General features: G+C 54.2%; 20 protein-coding genes and 1 other RNA gene. 17 read left to right on the top strand and 4 right to left on the bottom strand.

Annotation, left to right across the window (positions count from 1 at the left end; genetic code table 11):
• Positions 1-238 precede the first annotated feature (238 nt).
• The 12 genes from cmtB to ACQG2Q_RS19215 all read left to right on the top strand — a co-directional run bounded on the left by cmtB (position 239) and on the right by ACQG2Q_RS19215 (position 11,924).
• Positions 239-682, top strand: coding sequence for a PTS mannitol transporter subunit IIA (gene cmtB / locus ACQG2Q_RS19270; RefSeq protein WP_045623023.1), 444 nt, complete (start codon positions 239-241; stop codon positions 680-682).
• 27 nt (positions 683-709) lie between these two features.
• Positions 710-2,089: a PTS mannitol transporter subunit IICB gene (locus ACQG2Q_RS19265; protein WP_063850039.1), complete on the top strand. Its 1,380-nt coding sequence runs from the start codon at positions 710-712 to the stop codon at positions 2,087-2,089.
• A 23-nt stretch (positions 2,090-2,112) separates the two neighbouring features.
• The gene (locus ACQG2Q_RS19260; protein WP_063850037.1) at positions 2,113-3,390 is read left to right on the top strand and encodes a zinc-binding dehydrogenase; all 1,278 of its coding nucleotides are present in this window, start codon (positions 2,113-2,115) and stop codon (positions 3,388-3,390) included.
• On the top strand, positions 3,387-4,358 hold the full coding sequence (glpX, locus tag ACQG2Q_RS19255) for a class II fructose-bisphosphatase (protein ID WP_047352993.1): 972 nt from the start codon (positions 3,387-3,389) through the stop codon (positions 4,356-4,358). The genes ACQG2Q_RS19260 and glpX overlap by 4 nt, the downstream gene beginning before the upstream one ends.
• A gap of 15 nt (positions 4,359-4,373) precedes the next feature.
• Positions 4,374-4,883, top strand: coding sequence for an MltR family transcriptional regulator (locus ACQG2Q_RS19250; protein ID WP_022649328.1), 510 nt, complete (start codon positions 4,374-4,376; stop codon positions 4,881-4,883).
• The gene (locus tag ACQG2Q_RS19245) at positions 4,880-5,590 is read left to right on the top strand and encodes a nucleoside/nucleotide kinase family protein (protein WP_063850035.1); all 711 of its coding nucleotides are present in this window, start codon (positions 4,880-4,882) and stop codon (positions 5,588-5,590) included. Before ACQG2Q_RS19250 ends, ACQG2Q_RS19245 begins: the two co-directional genes overlap by 4 nt.
• Positions 5,591-5,882: 292 nt before the next feature.
• Positions 5,883-6,902, top strand: a complete 1,020-nt coding sequence (epd, locus tag ACQG2Q_RS19240; protein WP_022649326.1) for an erythrose-4-phosphate dehydrogenase — start codon at positions 5,883-5,885, stop codon at positions 6,900-6,902.
• Between the two features lie 49 nt (positions 6,903-6,951).
• Complete coding sequence (gene pgk / locus ACQG2Q_RS19235) at positions 6,952-8,115, top strand: phosphoglycerate kinase (protein ID WP_023298554.1); 1,164 nt, start codon at positions 6,952-6,954, stop codon at positions 8,113-8,115.
• 92 nt (positions 8,116-8,207) lie between these two features.
• Entirely contained in the window at positions 8,208-9,287 is a 1,080-nt protein-coding gene (fbaA, locus tag ACQG2Q_RS19230) for a class II fructose-bisphosphate aldolase (protein WP_017692704.1), read from the top strand.
• Positions 9,288-9,475: 188 nt separating this feature from the next.
• Positions 9,476-10,330 carry a small-conductance mechanosensitive channel MscS gene (locus ACQG2Q_RS19225; protein ID WP_022649325.1) on the top strand — a complete coding sequence of 285 codons (855 nt, stop codon included), beginning with the start codon at positions 9,476-9,478 and terminating at the stop codon, positions 10,328-10,330.
• Between the two features lie 143 nt (positions 10,331-10,473).
• Positions 10,474-11,109 carry an arginine exporter ArgO gene (gene argO / locus ACQG2Q_RS19220; protein WP_003860085.1) on the top strand — a complete coding sequence of 212 codons (636 nt, stop codon included), beginning with the start codon at positions 10,474-10,476 and terminating at the stop codon, positions 11,107-11,109.
• Positions 11,110-11,201: 92 nt separating this feature from the next.
• Positions 11,202-11,924: an oxidative stress defense protein gene (locus ACQG2Q_RS19215; protein WP_022649323.1), complete on the top strand. Its 723-nt coding sequence runs from the start codon at positions 11,202-11,204 to the stop codon at positions 11,922-11,924.
• Positions 11,925-11,966: 42 nt separating this feature from the next.
• On the opposite strand, the gene argP is transcribed toward ACQG2Q_RS19215, so the two are convergent.
• Complete coding sequence (argP, locus tag ACQG2Q_RS19210) at positions 11,967-12,860, bottom strand: DNA-binding transcriptional regulator ArgP (protein ID WP_003860089.1); 894 nt, start codon at positions 12,858-12,860, stop codon at positions 11,967-11,969.
• A 127-nt stretch (positions 12,861-12,987) separates the two neighbouring features.
• Here argP and rpiA point away from each other — a divergent pair, with 127 nt between their 5' ends.
• Both rpiA and serA read left to right on the top strand, forming a co-directional pair.
• Entirely contained in the window at positions 12,988-13,647 is a 660-nt protein-coding gene (rpiA, locus tag ACQG2Q_RS19205) for a ribose-5-phosphate isomerase RpiA (protein ID WP_022649322.1), read from the top strand.
• A gap of 265 nt (positions 13,648-13,912) precedes the next feature.
• A complete protein-coding gene (gene serA, locus ACQG2Q_RS19200) occupies positions 13,913-15,145 on the top strand; it encodes a phosphoglycerate dehydrogenase (protein ID WP_063850033.1) in 1,233 nt (410 codons plus the stop codon).
• A 153-nt stretch (positions 15,146-15,298) separates the two neighbouring features.
• On the opposite strand, the gene ACQG2Q_RS19195 is transcribed toward serA, so the two are convergent.
• The 3 genes from ACQG2Q_RS19195 to zapA all read right to left on the bottom strand — a co-directional run bounded on the left by ACQG2Q_RS19195 (position 15,299) and on the right by zapA (position 16,474).
• The gene (locus ACQG2Q_RS19195; RefSeq protein WP_022649320.1) at positions 15,299-15,895 is read right to left on the bottom strand and encodes a 5-formyltetrahydrofolate cyclo-ligase; all 597 of its coding nucleotides are present in this window, start codon (positions 15,893-15,895) and stop codon (positions 15,299-15,301) included.
• A 24-nt stretch (positions 15,896-15,919) separates the two neighbouring features.
• A non-coding RNA gene (gene ssrS, locus ACQG2Q_RS19190) (6S RNA) lies at positions 15,920-16,103 on the bottom strand.
• A gap of 41 nt (positions 16,104-16,144) precedes the next feature.
• On the bottom strand, positions 16,145-16,474 hold the full coding sequence (gene zapA, locus ACQG2Q_RS19185) for a cell division protein ZapA (protein WP_003860096.1): 330 nt from the start codon (positions 16,472-16,474) through the stop codon (positions 16,145-16,147).
• A 167-nt stretch (positions 16,475-16,641) separates the two neighbouring features.
• On the opposite strand from zapA, the gene ACQG2Q_RS19180 reads away from it, so the two are divergent.
• The 3 genes from ACQG2Q_RS19180 to ubiH are packed head-to-tail and all read left to right on the top strand — an operon-like array spanning position 16,642 to position 19,740.
• Positions 16,642-17,220: a YecA family protein gene (locus tag ACQG2Q_RS19180; protein ID WP_003860099.1), complete on the top strand. Its 579-nt coding sequence runs from the start codon at positions 16,642-16,644 to the stop codon at positions 17,218-17,220.
• 31 nt (positions 17,221-17,251) lie between these two features.
• A complete protein-coding gene (pepP, locus tag ACQG2Q_RS19175; protein ID WP_088581805.1) occupies positions 17,252-18,565 on the top strand; it encodes a Xaa-Pro aminopeptidase in 1,314 nt (437 codons plus the stop codon).
• On the top strand, positions 18,562-19,740 hold the full coding sequence (gene ubiH / locus ACQG2Q_RS19170; RefSeq protein WP_063850031.1) for a 2-octaprenyl-6-methoxyphenyl hydroxylase: 1,179 nt from the start codon (positions 18,562-18,564) through the stop codon (positions 19,738-19,740). Before pepP ends, ubiH begins: the two co-directional genes overlap by 4 nt.
• Positions 19,741-19,742 lie beyond the last annotated feature (2 nt).

Raw genomic sequence — 19,742 nt, 5'->3', positions numbered from 1 at the left:
ATATATTTGGTGATTTCCATCACAAATACGAAAGGTTATAATATGTTGAATTTGCAATGGATATCACATATATAGACTTGCTTTTTAATTTCTTGTTTTTAACGATCTGTTTTTATTCGTTTTATTAAAATCCACTCTGACATGCTCGCTATTTTCTCTCCGTTTGATTTCATTTTACCGCAGGCGTATTTTGTTTTTAGCGATACGTTGTACCCTAAAAATAAAATAAGGATGATATATGCGGTTAATTGATTATTTCCCTGAATCCTCAATATCAATAAAATCCGCAGCAAAGGACTGGCAGGAAGCCATTGATTTTTCCATGTCGTCTTTGCTGCAAAATCATTGTATTAACGCTGATTATATTGAGGCAATTAAAACCTCGACGCTCACTAATGGTCCTTATTACATTCTCGCTCCGGGTGTAGCGATGCCTCATGCCCGTCCGGAGTGCGGTGCCTTAAAAACAGGTATGTCATTAACGCTTCTTAAACAGGAAGTGCAATTTGCCGACGACGATGAGCCCGTAAAATTACTCATTGGTTTATCTGCGGCGGATGCGGATTCACATATCGACGCTATCCAGGCATTAAGCGAATTATTATGTGAAGAAGATATGCTGTCAGCGTTGTTAACCGCTAAGTCAGAAAAGCAACTGGCGGATATTATCGCTCGCGCATAATTATTCTCTCCTTTACAGGATATTATTATGGAACACAAGTCTGCTCGTGCAAAGGTCCAGGCTTTTGGGGGCTTTTTGACTGCAATGGTCATCCCGAATATTGGCGCTTTTATTGCCTGGGGATTTATTACCGCATTATTTATACCAACCGGATGGATGCCAAATGAGCATTTCGCCAAAATTGTCGGACCGATGATCACCTATTTACTGCCGGTGATGATTGGCTCTACCGGTGGACACCTGGTTGGCGGCAAACGTGGGGCGGTGATGGGGGGGATCGGCACTATCGGCGTGATCATCGGCGCGGATATTCCTATGTTCCTCGGCTCAATGATCATGGGGCCACTCGGCGGCCTGGTGATTAAGCATATCGACCGAATGCTGGATAAACGCATTCCAGCGGGTTTTGAGATGGTCATCAACAACTTCTCGCTGGGTATTGCGGGCATGATCCTCTGCCTGCTGGGGTTTGAAGTCATCGGTCCTGCGGTGTCGATTGCCAATAACTTTATTAAAGAGTGTATTGAATCACTGGTACATGCAGGCTACTTGCCGCTGCTGTCGTTGATTAACGAACCGGCAAAAATCCTGTTTTTAAATAACGCTATCGATCAGGGGGTTTATTATCCGCTGGGGATGCAGCAGGCTTCCGAGACGGGTAAATCCATCTTCTTTATGGTGGCCTCCAACCCCGGGCCGGGTTTAGGCCTGCTGCTGGCTTTTGCTTTTTTCGGCAAAGGAATGGCGAAAAAGTCAGCCCCCGGCGCGATGATCATTCACTTCCTGGGCGGCATTCATGAGCTCTATTTCCCTTACGTACTGATGAAACCACTGACGCTGATTGCGATGATTGCTGGCGGCATGAGCGGGACGTGGGTATTTAACCTGTTAGGCGGTGGACTGGTGGCTGGCCCAAGTCCGGGTTCGATTTTCGCCTACCTCGCGTTAACGCCTAAAGGCGCATTCCTCGCCACGATTGCTGGCGTAACGGCAGGCTCGTTGGTCACCTTTGCGGTCGCCTCTTTTATCCTGAAGATGGATAAAAATAGCGAAGCTGAAACGGAAGAAACTTTCAATGATTCTGCCAACGCCGTTAAAGCCATGAAGCAGGAAGGCAAGTTTTCTTACCAGGATGTTAAGCATATCGCTTTTGTCTGCGATGCCGGAATGGGCTCCAGCGCTATGGGCGCGACGACATTCCGGAAGCGCCTGGAAAAAGCCGGACAAAATATCGAAGTAAAACATTATGCCATCGAAAATGTGCCTGACGACGCGGACATTATTGTTACCCATGCCAGCCTGGAGGGGCGCGCTAAACGGGTCAGTGACAAACCGTTAGTGTTGATAAAAAACTATCTCGGCGATCCGAAGCTTGACGAATTATTTAAGCATCTAACGGCGAATTAATCTATCTGGTTCCTGGAGTCATTATGAAAACGAAAGTGGCTGCCATTTATGGCAAGCAGGATGTTCGTATCCGCGAATTCGAACTGCCCGAAATAAGCGACAATGAACTGCTGGTGAGCGTAATTTCCGACAGCGTTTGTTTATCCACCTGGAAGGCAGCCAAATTAGGCAGTGAACATAAACGTGTGCCGGACGATCTGGAAAATCATCCGGTCATTACCGGACATGAATGTGCCGGGGTGATTGTTGAGGTCGGAAAAAACCTTGCCGGGAAATATAAAAAAGGTCAGCGCTTTGTTTTACAACCGGCAATGGGATTGCCGAGCGGTTATTCCGCTGGTTACAGCTACGAATATTTTGGCGGCAATGCGACGTATATGATTATTCCAGAAGTCGCGATTAATCTGGGCTGCGTTTTACCTTATCACGGTTCCTATTTTGCGGCGGCTTCGCTGGCGGAACCCATGTGCTGCATTATCGGCGCGTATAACGCCAATTATCATACGACGCAATATGTCTATGAGCACCGGATGGGTGTGAAACCGGGAGGTAATATTGCGCTTCTGGCCTGCGCCGGGCCGATGGGAATTGGCGCTATTGATTATGCGATTAACGGCGGGATTCAGCCGTCGCGCGTTGTGGTGGTAGATATTGATGAGGCCCGTCTTGCGCAGGCGGAAAAACTTCTGCCGGTTGAGCTGGCGGCACAAAAGGGTATTGAGCTTATCTATGTCAATACCTCTGAACTGGAGAACCCGGCCGCTACGTTACGCGCATTAACTGACAATGTCGGCTTCGACGACGTGTTTGTCTATGCCGCGGTTCCGGCGGTCATTGAACTGGCAGACAATCTTCTCGCCGAGGACGGGTGCCTGAATTTCTTCGCCGGACCAACGGACAGCAATTTCAAGGTGCCGTTTAATTTTTACAACGTCCATTACAACAGTACCCACGTGGTGGGCACCTCCGGCGGCTCGACGGAGGACATGAAAGAGGCGATTGCGCTGAGTGCGACGGGCCAGCTTCAGCCGTCGTTTATGGTGACCCACATCGGCGGCCTTGATGCGGTGCCGCATACGGTACTCAACCTGCCGGACATTCCTGGAGGCAAGAAGCTTATCTATAACGGTGTCACCATGCCGTTAACGGCCATTGCCGATTTTGCCGAAAAGGGTAAAACCGATCCGCTTTTCCGGGAGCTGGCAAGGCTTGTGGAAGAGACTCACGGCATCTGGAATGAAAAAGCAGAGCGCTATTTGCTGGCGAAGTTTGGGGTGGATATTGGGGAGGCGGCAGCATGATGTCTCTGGCATGGCCGCTCTTTCGCGTTACGGAACAGGCGGCGCTGGCCGCCTGGCCGCAAACCGGATGCGGCGATAAAAACCGAATCGACGGGCTGGCGGTAACCGCCATGCGCGAGGCGCTAAACGCGATAGCGATTCGCGGGCGTATCGTCATCGGCGAAGGTGAGATTGACCATGCGCCAATGCTGTGGATTGGTGAGGAGGTTGGAAGCGGTGTCGGCCCGGCGGTAGATATTGCCGTCGACCCCATAGAGGGCACCCGCATGGTGGCGATGGGGCAAAGCAATGCTCTGGCAGTGATGGCGTTTGCGCCTGAGGGCAGCCTGTTTCATGCCCCTGATATGTACATGAAAAAACTGGTGGTTAACGCAGCGGCCGCCGGGGCAATCAGCCTCGATCTCCCGCTGGCAGAAAACCTTCGCAACGTTGCCCGGGCGCTGGGCAAGCCGCTGGAGCATCTGCGGATGGTGACGCTGGACAAACCGCGCCTGCAAAATGCAATTGCCGAGGCGACGCAGCTGGGCGTGAAAGTGTTTGCGTTGCCCGATGGCGATGTCGCTGCCAGCGTACTGACCTGCTTACAGGATAATCCTTATGATCTGATGTACACCACAGGCGGCGCGCCGGAAGGGGTGATCTCCGCCTGCGCGGTGAAAGCGCTGGGCGGCGATATGCAGGCGGAACTGATCGATTTCTGTGAAGCGAAAGGGGAGAGTCCTGAGAACCGTCGGGTCGCCATGCAGGAGCACTGCCGCTGTGCGGAGATGAAAGTGGAAGTCAATCGTATCTATACCCTTAGCGAACTGGTAAAGGGCAATGACATCCTGTTCAGCGCGACGGGCGTGACGGGCGGCGAACTGGTTAAAGGTATTCAACAGGTTGCGAAGGGTGTGCGCACGCAAACTTTACTGATCGGCGGCGCAGATCGAACGTGTAATATAATAGACTCTCTGCATTCACGGTGATTTATCGAGATACAAATGACGACGCTGACAGAAGACGATGTGCTTGAGCAACTGGATGCTCAGAATAACCTCCTCGCATTCATGACGACGGCACAGTCTTTTTTGCTCCAGGGCATTAAATGTTTTCTGCCGTCGCTGTTTGTCGATAACGATGAAGAGATCGTGGAATATGCAGTGAAGCCGTTACTCGCCCGGAGTGGGCCGCTTGATGACATTGATGTGGCGTTACGACTGATCTATGCGCTGGGGAAAATGGAAAAATGGCTCTACGCCGACATTACGCATTTTTCGCAGTTTTATCAGTATCTGAAAGAGCAGGATACGATCCCTGGCTTCGCCGATGACATCACCTGGGATTTTATCAGCAACGTTAATTGCATCACCCGTAACGCGACGTTATTCAGCGCGCTGGAGTCGATGAAATTTGCTGACTTTGCCGCATGGTCTGAGGTGCGCTTTACCGCAATGATCAAGACGGCGCTCACCCTGGCGGTAACGACAATTTTAAAGGAACTGACGCCGTGAAAATTGGGCTAACGGTTAACGGGCTACATGTAGAAGCACATTACCCTGATGACGAAATCGAAAATGTTCATAAGCCTTTGCTGCGGCAACTGGCGAAACTGCATTCTGCCAGCGCCAGCAAACGTACGATTGTTTTTCTCAGCGCGCCGCCCGGGACGGGCAAATCTACGTTGACCGCCTTCTGGGAATTCCTCTCTCGTCAGATGGAGGGGATGCCGCCGATCCAGACGTTGCCGATGGATGGTTTTCATCACTACAACGCGTGGCTTGAGGCCCATAACCTGCGTGCGTACAAAGGCGCGCCCGACACCTTTGATGTCGACAGGCTTGCGCAACATCTGCGGCAGATAAAAGAAGGCGACAGTACCTGGCCGCAGTATGACCGACAAACGCACGATCCTGTCGAAGAGGCTATTGTGGTAACGGCCCCTGTCGTGATTGTTGAGGGTAACTGGCTGCTGCTTGATGACGAACGATGGCGAACGCTGATGGAATATTGCGATTTTTCATTGTTCATTCGCGCGCCCGCTGAAGCGTTACGTACGCGCCTGGTAGGGCGTAAGCTGGCCGGGGGACTCTCTCAGGCCGACGCCGACGCGTTTTATGCGCGCACCGACGGGCCAAACGTGGAGCGTGTTTTGCGTCACAGCCGTTCTGCCAATGTGGAACTGATGATGTCGGCAAATGGCGAATACCGACTCGTCTGATCCTTCGCGGCTTTCCATGGGTGCACCGGTCAACCCGCCGCGTTTTACGTGGCGGGAAGAAAAGGGATTATTCCGGAAAAATGTGATGGAGATCAGATAAAATCGCTCTTAATCTGGACAGAGATTCCTTTTATTCCCCGATTCGCTTATTCTTGCTGAAGCGTTTCAGTCGATTAAATGTACGACAATTGACCAATCAATCGCAGTTTGTGACAGCAAGGATTCCCCTTCGGGCGTCGCTGGATTACTCTTTCAGCCACCTCAAACTCAGGGATAGCTTTGCAGGAGATCTATGACCGTACGCGTAGCGATTAATGGCTTCGGTCGCATCGGGCGCAACGTGGTTCGTGCTTTATATGAATCCGGGCGTCGTGCGGAAATCACCGTGGTGGCAATCAATGAACTGGCGGATGCTGCGGGCATGGCGCATTTGTTGAAATATGACACCAGCCACGGTCGCTTTGCCTGGGACGTTCGCCAGGAAAGGGAACAGCTGTTCGTCGGTGACGATGCCATCCGCGTGCTGCATGAGAACAGTATTGAAGAGCTGCCCTGGCGCGAACTGGGTGTGGATGTGGTGCTGGACTGTACCGGCGTGTACGGTAACCGTGAACATGGCGAAGCGCATCTGAATGCTGGCGCGAAAAAAGTGCTGTTCTCCCATCCCGGCAGTCACGACCTCGACGCCACCGTCGTGTTTGGTGTCAACCAGCACGAGCTGCAGGCTGAACACCGCATTGTCTCCAACGCCTCCTGTACCACCAACTGCATTATTCCGGTCATTAAACTGTTAGACGATGCGTATGGCATTGAATCCGGTACCGTGACCACGATTCACTCCGCCATGCACGATCAGCAGGTTATCGACGCCTACCATCCGGATTTACGACGCACTCGCGCGGCGAGCCAGTCCATCATTCCGGTGGATACGAAACTGGCTGCCGGGATCACGCGTATTTTCCCGCAGTTTAACGACCGTTTCGAAGCGATTGCCGTGCGCGTCCCGACGATAAACGTCACCGCAATCGATCTTAGCGTGACGGTGAAAAAACCGGTAAAAGCCTGTGAAGTCAACCTGTTGCTGCAAAAAGCGGCACAGGGAGCATTTCATGGTATAGTTGACTATACGGAATTACCGTTGGTCTCAGTAGATTTTAACCACGACCCGCACAGCGCCATCGTGGATGGCACGCAGACGCGAGTCAGTGGTGCGCACCTCATCAAGACGCTGGTCTGGTGTGATAACGAATGGGGCTTTGCTAACCGAATGCTCGACACCACGTTAGCCATGGCCGCAAAAGGTTTCAGGTAGAGCGCACCTTGCGCTTGCAAAACTTTAAGAATCAACGAGAGGATTCACCATGTCTGTAATTAAGATGACCGATCTGGATCTGGCAGGTAAACGCGTTTTCATCCGTGCCGATCTGAACGTACCGGTTAAAGATGGCAAAGTGACCAGCGACGCGCGTATCCGTGCATCTCTGCCAACCATTGAACTGGCTCTGAAGCAGGGCGCTAAAGTGATGGTCACCTCCCACCTGGGCCGTCCAACTGAAGGCGAGTACAACGAAGAGTTCTCTCTGCTGCCGGTTGTTAATTACCTGAAAGACAAACTGTCCAACCCGGTTCGCCTGGTGAAAGATTACCTGGACGGCGTAGAAGTTGCTGAAGGTGAGCTGGTTGTTCTGGAAAACGTTCGCTTCAACAAAGGCGAAAAGAAAGACGACGAAACCCTGTCCAAAAAATACGCTGCGCTGTGCGACGTATTCGTGATGGATGCATTCGGTACGGCTCACCGTGCGCAGGCTTCTACCCACGGTATCGGTAAATTCGCAGACGTCGCCTGTGCAGGTCCACTGCTGGCTGACGAACTGGAAGCGCTGGGTAAAGCACTGAAAGAACCTGCTCGTCCGATGGTCGCTATCGTTGGTGGTTCTAAAGTTTCTACCAAACTGACCGTTCTGGATTCTCTGTCCAAAATTGCTGACCAGCTGATCGTTGGCGGTGGTATCGCGAACACCTTCGTTGCTGCGCAAGGCCACAACGTGGGTAAATCCCTTTACGAAGCGGATCTGGTTGACGAAGCCAAACGTCTGCTGAGCACCTGTGATATCCCGGTTCCAACTGACGTTCGCGTGGCGACCGAGTTCTCCGAAACTGCTACCGCAACCCTTAAATCTGTTAATGACATCAAAGATGAAGAGCAGATTCTGGACCTGGGCGACGTTTCTGCACAGAAACTGGCTGAAATCCTGAAAAACGCAAAAACTATCCTGTGGAACGGTCCTGTCGGCGTGTTCGAATTCCCGAACTTCCGCAAAGGGACTGAAATCGTGGCTAACGCTATCGCAGACAGCGAAGCGTTCTCTATCGCAGGCGGTGGTGACACCCTGGCAGCTATCGACCTGTTCGGTATCGCTGACAAGATCTCCTACATCTCCACTGGTGGCGGCGCATTCCTCGAATTCGTGGAAGGCAAAGTCCTGCCAGCAGTAGCAATGCTCGAAGAGCGCGCTAAGAAGTAAGCCATTCAGGGGCAGGGAAACCTGCCCAATTTTCAGCGCGCTTATCAGAGCTCGCACCTTTTCTAACGGCCGAAGATACAGGACTAAGCAACATGTCTAAAATTTTTGATTTCGTAAAACCTGGCGTTATCACTGGTGATGACGTACAGAAAGTGTTCCAGGTAGCTAAAGAAAACAACTTCGCTCTGCCAGCAGTTAACTGCGTAGGTACCGACTCCATCAATGCCGTACTGGAAACCGCTGCAAAAGTTAAAGCACCGGTTATCGTTCAGTTCTCTAACGGCGGCGCTGCGTTCATCGCAGGTAAAGGCGTGAAAACTGACGTTCCTCAGGGCGCTGCTATCCTGGGTGCTATCTCTGGCGCACATCATGTTCACCAGATGGCTGAGCACTACGGTGTTCCGGTTATCCTGCACACTGACCACTGCGCGAAAAAACTGCTGCCATGGATCGACGGTCTGCTGGACGCAGGTGAAAAACACTTCGCAGCAACCGGTAAGCCACTGTTCTCTTCTCACATGATCGACCTGTCCGAAGAGTCTCTGGAAGAAAACATCGAGATCTGCTCTAAGTACCTGGCGCGTATGTCCAAAATGGGCATGACCCTGGAAATCGAACTGGGTTGCACCGGCGGTGAAGAAGACGGTGTGGACAACAGCCACATGGACGCTTCTGCTCTGTACACTCAGCCAGAAGACGTTGATTACGCTTACACCGAGCTGAGCAAAATCAGCCCACGCTTCACCATCGCAGCATCCTTCGGTAACGTGCACGGCGTGTACAAGCCAGGTAACGTGGTTCTGACCCCGACCATCCTGCGTGATTCTCAGGAATATGTGTCTAAGAAACACAACCTGCCGCACAACAGCCTGAACTTCGTCTTCCACGGCGGTTCCGGTTCTTCTGCTCAGGAAATCAAAGATTCCGTAAGCTACGGCGTAGTGAAAATGAACATCGATACCGACACCCAGTGGGCAACCTGGGACGGTATCCTGCAATACTACAAAACCAACGAAGCTTACCTGCAAGGTCAGCTGGGCAACCCGAAAGGCGAAGACCAGCCGAACAAGAAATACTACGATCCACGCGTATGGCTGCGCGCTGCCCAGACTTCTATGATTACTCGTCTGGAGCAGGCATTCAAAGAACTGAACGCGGTTGACGTTCTGTAATTTGTACTGCTGACAGCACATCAGAAGGCCCGCAAATGCGGGCCTTTTTTTATGCTTTTTCAATATCCTGCAATACCTGATTTTGTGATCTGTTTGGCATTACCCGCTCTTTTTGTTTACCCTTTACTGACCTGCCTGTCCCCTTAAGGGATAGATTTTGTGTTTTGGTTTAGCAAAAGGAAGAATAAATGGAACAACTTGATGTTGTAGACAGCATCAATCACGCGGGTAACTGGCTGGTGCGCAACCAGGCGCTACTGCTGAGCTACGCTGTGAATATTGTTGCCGCTATTGCCATCATCATTGTCGGGATGATCGTGGCGCGTATCGTATCGAACGCGGTCAATCGAGTGATGGTTGCACGTCACATTGACGCCACGGTCGCCGATTTCCTCTCCGCGCTTGTGCGTTACGGCATCATCGCCTTTACGCTGATTGCGGCGCTGGGGCGTGTCGGCGTGCAGACGGCATCCGTCATCGCTGTGCTCGGTGCTGCCGGTCTGGCCATTGGTCTGGCATTACAGGGTTCGCTGTCGAACCTGGCGGCGGGCGTACTGCTGGTAACCTTCCGTCCGTTCCGTTCCGGTGAATACGTGGATTTAGGCGGGATCGCGGGTACCGTGTTGCAGGTACAGATTTTCTCTACCACTCTGCGTACTGTCGACGGTCGTATTGTGGTGGTACCGAACGGGAAAATCATTGCCGGCAATATCATTAACTTCTCCCGCGAGCCGGTGCGTCGTAACGAGCTGATCATCAGCGTGGCGTACGATTCCGATATCGATCAGGTGAAGTCTCTGATTACCAACATCATTGCTTCAGATGACCGTATTCTGAAGGACCGCGAGCAGACCGTTCGTCTGAATGAACTGGGCGCATCATCCATTAATTTTGTGGTGCGCATCTGGAGCAAAAGCAGCGATCTGCAAAATGTATACTGGGATGTGCTGGAGCGCATTAAGCGTGACTTCGATGCTAACGGCATCAGCTTCCCGTACCCGCAGATGGATGTAAACGTCAAAAAAGTCAAAGAAGCAGAGTAACGTCTCCGTAGGCCCGGTAAGCATCAGCGACACCGGGCTTTTCTTTTATTAGCCTCGCTAATCCCCAATTAATATTATCCATTTCCTCTAATGTCGTTCCCGCAGTATAGTCTGCCCAAGGACAACTCTGCGAGAATTACGTTATGTTATCTTACTATTTTCAAGGGCTTGCGTTAGGTGCGGCCATGATCCTTCCCCTTGGTCCACAAAATGCGTTCGTGATGAATCAGGGCATCCGCCGTCAGTACCATCTGATGATTGCCCTGCTGTGCGCGGTGAGCGATCTGCTGCTGATTTGCGCCGGGATTTTTGGCGGCAGCGCCCTGTTGATGCAGTCGCCGTGGCTGCTGGCGCTGGTTACCTGGGGCGGCGTAGCGTTTCTGCTGTGGTACGGGTTTGGCGCCCTGAAAACGGCCATGAGCAGCAATCTTGAGCTGGCGAGCGCCGAAGTGATGAAGCAAGGGCGCTGGAAGATTATCGTCACCATGCTCGCCGTGACATGGCTTAACCCGCACGTTTATCTTGATACGTTCGTGGTGCTCGGCAGCCTGGGTGGACAGCTGGACGTTGAGCCCAAACGCTGGTTTGCGCTCGGTACGGTCAGCGCCTCCTTCCTCTGGTTCTTTGGTCTTGCGATCCTGGCGGCATGGCTGGCACCACGACTGCGTACCGCCAAAGCGCAGCGCATTATCAATACCCTGGTGGGGCTGGTGATGTGGTTTATTGCCTTCCAGCTGGCGAAAGAGGGCATTCATCACGTACAGGGATTGTTCAACTAAGCGTTGTCTTATGGACATCTGAACAAGACCCGCTAAGCTTGCTGGCATGAGCCCTGTTAACAGGGCACTCTTCGCAACATGGAGGAATGACAGTGAAGTTTAAGGTGATGGCCCTGGCGGCATTAGTAAGTTTAGGTGCGGTGTCGGTGCAGGCGAATGAACTGCCAAACGGCCCGCACATTGTCACTTCAGGTACGGCAAGCGTGGATGCGGTACCGGATGTTGCAACCCTGGCAATTGAAGTGAACGTGGCGGCGAAAGATGCTGCTTCCGCCAAGAAACAGGCAGACGATCGTGTTGCGCAATACCTCTCTTTCCTGGAACAGAACGGTGTCGCGAAAAAAGACATCAGCTCTGCGAACCTGCGTACTCAACCGGATTACGATTACCAGAACGGCAAAAGCATCCTGAAAGGCTATCGCGCCGTGCGTACTGTAGAAGTGACCGTGCGCCAGCTTGATAAGCTCAACGGATTGCTGGATGGTGCGCTGAAGGCAGGGCTGAACGAAATTCGCTCCGTCTCGCTGGGCGTTGCGCAACCGGAGAAGTATAAAGACGAAGCGCGTAAAGCGGCGATTGATGATGCCATTCATCAGGCGCAGCAGCTGGCATCCGGCTTCAAGAGCAAGCTCGGTCCGGTTTACAGCGTGCGTTACCACGTCTCAAACTACCAGCCAAGCCCGATGGTGCGGATGATGAAAGCGGACGCCGCGCCGGTTTCTGCTCAGGAAACCTACGAGCAGCCAACCATTCAGTTCGACGATCAGGTTGATGTGGTGTTCCAGCTGGAGCCGACTGAAAAGCCAGCTCAGTAACCCGTAGGCCGGGTGAGGCGAAGCCGCCACCCGGCTTGTTTTTCAATCCTGTCTTAACACCTTATGCCCAAACGCCAGCAGCGCGTCGGTGACGTTGCGCATCATGCGGCTTTCAGGCGCAAAACGGTGCCAGTACAGCATCCGGCGCTGATACAGCCCCGGAGTTAAATCAATCAGCTCACCGCTTTTCAACTCTTTCTCAATCTGCAGATGCGGGATCATGCAGCAGGTGGTTCCCTGACGTGCAAGCTGCACGAAGGCTTCGGACGAGTTAACGATATGACACGGCACGCTGCCCGGCGGCAGATCGAAGTTTTGCTGCAGGAAGGCCTGATGCATATCGTCCAGATGGTCGAACGCGACGGCAGGCGCTTTCAGCAGCGCGGCGCGGGTCACACCGTTCGGGAAATAGCGCTCGGCAAAGGCTTTTGAACCGACGAAGAGGTAATCCAGCGCGCCCAACTGATCCACCAGACAGCTTGGCAGCGCCTGAGGCTGAATACTGACGGCACCAACCACTTCGCCGCGACGCAGACGTTCCTGGGTGCGGGTTTCATCTTCAACCTGGAGATTCAGGCGGATAGGGGAGTCGGCCAGCACCGGCGCAAGGGCCGGCAGCAGCCAGGTTGCCAGACTGTCGGCGTTCACCGCCAGCGACAGCAGCAGCGGCGTGGAGCCGGTCTGTTCATCGCCCAGCCACTCGTCTTCCAGCAGTTCAACCTGACGTAGCAGGGCGAGGAGCTTTTGTCCTTGCTCCGTTGGACGCGGCGGTACGGTACGCACCAGCAGCGGCTGCCCGAACATGTTTTCAAGCTGTTTGATACGCTGTGATACGGCGGACTGGGTGATACACAGCTTTTGCGCCGCGCGCTCAAAACCGCGTTCACGAATAACTGCATCAAGTGCCTGTAGTGTTCTGTAGTCCGGACGTTTCATTGCTCTGGCTGACTCCTTAATTTTGCTTAATCTGCACTATGACACAATTTTCCCTTCGTGGCAGACGAAATCCATTCGACGTGTTCTATAATGCGCCCTGAGTTTTCACACCACAGGCAAAACGATCATGACGCAGGATGAACTGAAAAAAGCAGTAGGATGGGCCGCTCTCCAGTACGTACAGCCGGGTACCATTGTCGGTGTTGGTACGGGGTCGACGGCGGCGCACTTTATCGATGCGCTGGGCACGATGAAGGGGCAAATCGAGGGCGCGGTTTCGAGCTCCGATGCTTCCACGGAAAAGCTGAAAAGCCTCGGCATCACTGTTTTCGACCTCAACGAAGTGGACCGTCTGGGCATTTACGTTGATGGCGCGGATGAAATCAACGGCCACATGCAGATGATCAAAGGCGGTGGCGCGGCGCTGACCCGTGAAAAAATCATTGCCTCCGTGGCGGATAAGTTCATCTGCATCGCGGACGCCTCCAAGCAGGTCGACATTCTGGGGAGTTTCCCGCTGCCGGTCGAAGTGATCCCGATGGCGCGCAGTGCCGTGGCACGTCAACTGGTGAAGCTGGGTGGTCGTCCGGAATACCGTCAGGGTGTGGTGACCGACAACGGCAACGTGATCCTCGACGTTCACGGCCTTGAGATCCTCGATGCCATTGCGCTGGAAAATGCGATCAACGGCATTCCGGGCGTCGTTACAGTAGGGTTATTTGCCAACCGTGGCGCGGATGTGGCGCTGATCGGCACGGCTGACGGTGTAAAAACCATCGTAAAATGATCTGACGGGGGGAGCGCTCCCCCCGCTAAAAAATTTTGAAAAGCTAAATTCGGTGACTTGTGTCACGTTTTTATGCCTCTTTTGCCGATCCTTCCGCGTTTGTAAATTTCCATAGCATTTTCCTCTGCCATTTTGCTCTGTATGACTTTTCTTCAGAGTGCCGACGCAAACGTTCATATTGCTGCAATAGTTTTTTTTGATATGTTGGCTGCACGGGATTTATATCCAGCACAACATCAGTTCAGATAAAAACAGGGTCGGGTAAATGGCAAAGGTATCACTGGAGAAAGACAAGATTAAATTCCTGCTGGTTGAAGGCGTGCACCAGAAAGCGCTCGATAGCCTTCGCGCAGCAGGCTACACCAACATCGAATTTCACAAAGGCGCGCTGGATACTGAAGAGCTGAAAGCGTCCATCCGTGATGCCCATTTCATTGGCCTGCGATCCCGTACCCAACTGACTGAAGACGTTATTGCTGCGGCGGAAAAGCTGGTGGCGATTGGCTGTTTCTGTATCGGTACCAACCAGGTTGATCTGAATGCCGCCGCAAAACGCGGTATCCCGGTTTTTAACGCCCCGTTCTCCAACACCCGTTCCGTGGCGGAGCTGGTGATTGGCGAGCTGCTGCTACTCCTTCGCGGTATTCCGGAAGCTAACGCCAAAGCGCACCGCGGCGTGTGGAATAAACTGGCCGCGGGCTCCTACGAAGCGCGTGGTAAAAAACTCGGGATTATTGGTTACGGCCACATCGGTACGCAGCTTGGTATTCTGGCGGAATCCCTTGGCATGCACGTGTTTTTCTACGATATCGAAAACAAACTACCGCTGGGTAACGCGACGCAGGTGCAGCATCTTTCTGACCTGCTGAACATGAGCGACGTGGTCAGCCTGCACGTGCCGGAAAATGCGTCCACAAAAAACATGATGGGAGCGGAAGAGCTGGCGCTGATGAAGCCGGGCTCACTGCTGATCAACGCCGCGCGCGGTACAGTAGTCGATATTCCTGCGCTGTGCGATGCGCTGAAGCGTAAGCATCTGGCGGGTGCGGCGATTGACGTGTTCCCGACGGAACCGGCCACCAACAGCGAGCCGTTCACCTCTCCGCTGTGCGAGTTCGACAACGTGATCCTGACGCCGCATATCGGGGGTTCTACTCAGGAAGCGCAGGAGAATATCGGCCTGGAAGTGGCGGGCAAGCTGAGCAAATATTCCGACAACGGTTCAACGCTCTCTGCGGTGAACTTCCCGGAAGTGTCTCTGCCGCTACACGGCGGGCGTCGTCTGCTGCACATTCACGAAAACCGTCCGGGCGTGCTGACTGCTATCAACCAGATCTTTGCCGAACAGGGCGTCAACATTGCCGCGCAGTATCTGCAAACGAACGCGCAGATGGGTTATGTGGTGATTGATATTGAAGCGGATGAAGACATTGCCGAGAAAGCTTTGCAGAGCATGAAGGCCATTCCGGGGACGATTCGCGCGCGTCTGCTGTACTGATAGTGCGGTCTGTGGTGTCGGGTGGCGCTTACGCATACCCGACCTACAATGTTCGTGCGGTCTGTGTGTCGGGTGGCGCTCACGCTTACCCGACCTACAATGTTCGAGGATTTATGTAGGCCGGGTAAGGCGTAGCCGCCACCCGGCTTTGTTCTACCAGGTCCAGGTTTTACTGGGCGTCACCACCGCCGGCAACGGCACATCCCATTTCTCCACGGGTAATGCCTCCACGCCCTGACAATCATGCGCATAGCCCACCGGCTGCAATCCGTACTGCTGCCAGTTTTGTAGCGTTCTGTCGTAAAAACCACCGCCCATTCCCAGGCGCTGTCCCTGCTCGTCAAACGCCACCAGCGGCGTAATCAGCACATCCAGTTCAGATAGCGGCAGCACATCGCGCACGTCGAGTTTGGGTTCGGTGATTTTCAGACGATTCACCACCAGCTCGCTGTGCGGATGGTAGTGCAGAAACAGCAGATTGCCCCGGCTAAAGGGATGCAGCACCGGCAGATAAACTTTTTTCCCGGCGCGCCAGAGCTGGTCGATAAGCGGTTGGGTATCCAGCTCACCATCAAACGAAAGAAACAAGGCGACGGTGTTTGCCATCACCACAGGCGGATAGGCCATCATACGGGCGGCGGCCTGCTGGGCAAACTGTGCCTGTTGTTCGGCGCTTAAGGCACGACGACGCTGGCGAATGAGCTGACGGATATCCTGGCGTGAAGCAGAAACTTCAGGGAATTGAGTCATGGTTGTTGGTAGAAGAAGAGAGAGGGAATCTCCGAGATGCCGCCGCAGGCTGTAACCCTTGAACCCTTGGTTCAAGGTGAATGTGTCGTCATAGTTTTAAGGCTTCTCGGACGGACCGAGCATGCTCACCAACCATGGAGCGCCACATTCTTGTGGTATGAAATATCGGCTCAGGGGACTGGCCCGCTTGCAAACATCTCAGAGAAATTTTGTCTTCACAGTTACTCTACCATAGTCAACTGAGAAGTGTTATTCAAACTTTGGTCCCGGTCTTTCAGGACTGCGACCTTGATCAAGCAATGCCTGTTCAATGGTCTGCTGGAGCATTTTAATGCGCTGCTCCATGCTTGCCGCGTAATCGCGGGTCTTCGCTTTTTCCTGAGTCAGTTCATAGCTGATGTTCAACGCGGCGATGAAAACCAGCTGCTCAGTATTTGTGACTCTAGTGCGTTCTTTTAGATCTTGCAACCGCTGATTCAAATCGTCCGCAGCCTGATTCAAAGCATCCCTTTGTTCAGGCGGACAATTCACTCGCAGTGAACGGCCAAAAATCTGGAGATCGACGGGTTGTGCAGACATGCCACCTTCCTGCTGATTGACTGCGCTGCCTTCGCTTACTGCCCCGGGGGCTGCGAAGGGGCGACACTATAGCTACCCTGATGTGAAGATACAAGCCCTTTTCTGGTATCACCAGGGTCCAAAGTGGTAGCATATCATGAATATCCTCCCTTTGATGACGAATGCGTATGTCTATACAGAACGAAATGCCTGGTTACAAGGATTTAAACCAGTTACTGAACCAGCAGGGAGTCGGTCTAACCCCTGCCGAAATGCACGGTCTGATCAGCGGCATACTGTGCGGCGGAAACAGCGACAGCTCATGGCAGCCGCTGATCCACGACCTCACCAACGAAGGGCTGGCGTTTGGCCACGAACTGGCGGAAGCGCTGCGTAAAATGCACGCCGCAACCAGCGATTCCCTGGAAGACGATGGCTTTCTTTTTCAGCTTTATCTGCCTGAAGGCGACGATGTCAGCGTCTTCGATCGCGCTGATGCGCTCGCGGGTTGGGTAAACCACTATCTGCTTGGCCTGGGCGTAACCCAGCCTAAACTGGATAAAGTGACCGGCGAAGCGGGTGAAGCGATCGACGATCTGCGTAACATCGCCCAGCTCGGCTACGATGAAGACGAAGACCAGGAAGAGCTGGAGATGTCTCTCGAAGAGATCATCGAGTACGTGCGCGTGGCGTCTCTGCTGTGCCACGACAACTTTACGCGCTCGCAGCCGACCGCGCCGGAAGTTCGCAAGCCAACATTACACTAAGAAAAATAACGCACAGGAGGGTGTCATGGTTATCTCCAGTCAAGAGTATTCTCGCCGTCGTCAGGCGCTGCTGGCAAAAATGCAGCCGGGAAGCGCTGCCCTGATTTTCGCCGCGCCGGAAGTGACGCGCAGCGCCGACAGCGAATACCCCTATCGCCAGAGCAGTGATTTCTGGTACTTCACCGGGTTTAACGAGCCGGAAGCGGTACTGGTGCTGATTAAAAGCAATGACACCCACAACCACAGCGTGATTTTCAACCGCGTTCGCGATCTGACTGCGGAAATCTGGTTTGGCCGCCGCTTAGGGCAGGAGGCGGCGCCGGAAAAACTGGGCGTGGACCGCGCGCTGGCCTACAGCGAAATCAACCAGCAGCTCTATCAATTGCTCAACGGCCTGGACGTGCTCTATCACGCGCAGGGTGAATACGCGTATGCGGATGAGATTGTTTTCACTGCGCTGGATAAGCTGCGTAAAGGCTCACGTCAGAATTTGTCTGCACCCGCAACCCTGACAGACTGGCGACCGGTGGTGCATGAGATGCGCCTGTTTAAGTCTGAAGAAGAGCTGAACGTGATGCGCCGCGCGGGCGAAATCAGCGCCCTGGCGCATACCCGCGCCATGGAAAAGTGCCGTCCCGGTATGTTCGAGTACCAGCTTGAAGGGGAAATTCACCATGAATTTAACCGTCACGGCGCGCGCTTCCCGTCCTATAACACCATCGTAGGCGGCGGGGAAAACGGCTGCATTCTGCACTACACCGAAAACGAAAGTGAACTGCGCGACGGCGATCTGGTGCTGATTGACGCCGGCTGTGAATATCAGGGTTACGCGGGCGACATCACCCGTACCTTCCCGGTGAACGGTAAATTCACCCCAGCGCAGCGTGAAATCTATGACATCGTGCTTGAGTCTCTGGAGACCGCGCTGACGCTGTTCCGCCCTGGCACCTCCATTCAGGAGGTTACGGGCGAGGTGGTGCGCATCATGATTACCGGGCTGGTGAAGCTTGGTATTCTGAAAGGCGATGTGGACACCCTTATAACCGAAAACGCCCATCGTCCGTACTTTATGCACGGCCTGAGCCACTGGCTGGGGCTGGATGTGCATGACGTGGGGGCATACGGTCCGGAACGTTCGCGCGTGCTGGAGCCTGGCATGGTGCTGACCGTTGAGCCGGGGCTGTACATCGCGCCGGATGCCGACGTGCCGGAACAGTACCGCGGGATCGGCATTCGTATTGAAGATGACATCGTCATTACAGAAACCGGTAACGAAAACCTGACCGCGACCGTGGTGAAAAAAGCCGATGACATCGAGGCGCTGATGGCGGCGGCACGCGGATGAGCGTAATCATCGTTGGCGGAGGCATGACCGGCGCTACTCTGGCGCTGGCTATTTCGCGGTTAACCCAGGGCCAGCTTCCGGTGCATCTGGTTGAGGCGGTCGCGCCGCAGGCGACCGATCATACCGGTTTCGACGCCCGCGCTATCGCGCTGGCGCAGGGAACCTGTCAGCAGCTTGCGCGTATTGGGATCTGGCAGGCGATAGCGGATTGCGCAACGGCGATCGGCACCGTTCACGTCAGCGATCGCGGGCACGCCGGGTTCGTGACGCTGGATGCCCACGATTACCGGATCGAGGCGCTGGGGCAGGTTGTCGAGCTGCATGACGTAGGGCTGCGGCTGTTCCGTCTGTTACAGGACGCGCCTGGCGTCACGCTGCACTGTCCGGCGCGCGTCGCCAGCTTTAGCCGCCGTGACGAAGCCGTCAGCGTGACGCTGGACAACGGCACCACGCTGGAGGGGGAACTGCTGGTGGCGGCGGATGGTTCACGCTCCGCGATCGCCACGCAGTGCGGCGTCGAATTGCGCTCTGAACCCTATGGGCAGGTGGCGGTCATCGCTAACGTCTCTACGGCTGGCACGCATAACGGCAGGGCATTTGAGCGCTTCACTGAGCACGGCCCGCTGGCCATGCTGCCGATGTCGAACGGGCGCTGCTCGCTGGTGTGGTGCCATGCGCAGGACCGGGCCGATGAGGTTCTCTCCTGGTCCGACGAACGTTTTAGTTCCGAGCTGCAAAAAGCCTTCGGCTGGCGGCTTGGGCGTATCACCCAGGCCGGAAAACGCGTGGCCTATCCGCTCGCGCTGACGACCGCATCGCAGACTGTCTCCCATCGCGTCGCTCTGGTCGGCAACGCCGCGCAGACGCTGCACCCCATCGCCGGGCAAGGCTTTAACCTTGGCCTGCGCGACGTGATGAGCCTGGCTGAACTACTGGCGCAGACGTGGAGCGAACAACAGGATTGTGGCGCATACTCAGTGCTGAGCCATTACCAGAAACGACGTCAGGCGGACAAAGCGGCGACCATTGGCGTTACCGACGGTTTAGTCCACCTGTTTGCCAATCGCTGGGCACCGCTGGTTGCGGGTCGCAACCTTGGGCTGATGGCGATGGAACTGTTCATTCCGGCACGTGACGTGCTGGCGCAGCGGACCCTGGGTTGGGTCGCGCGTTAAGG

The organism is Enterobacter cloacae complex sp. 370H10, assembly GCF_050031535.1.
Taxonomy (GTDB): Bacteria; Pseudomonadota; Gammaproteobacteria; order Enterobacterales; family Enterobacteriaceae; genus Enterobacter; species Enterobacter intestinihominis.
This window is presented reverse-complemented; position numbering and strand designations above follow the sequence as displayed.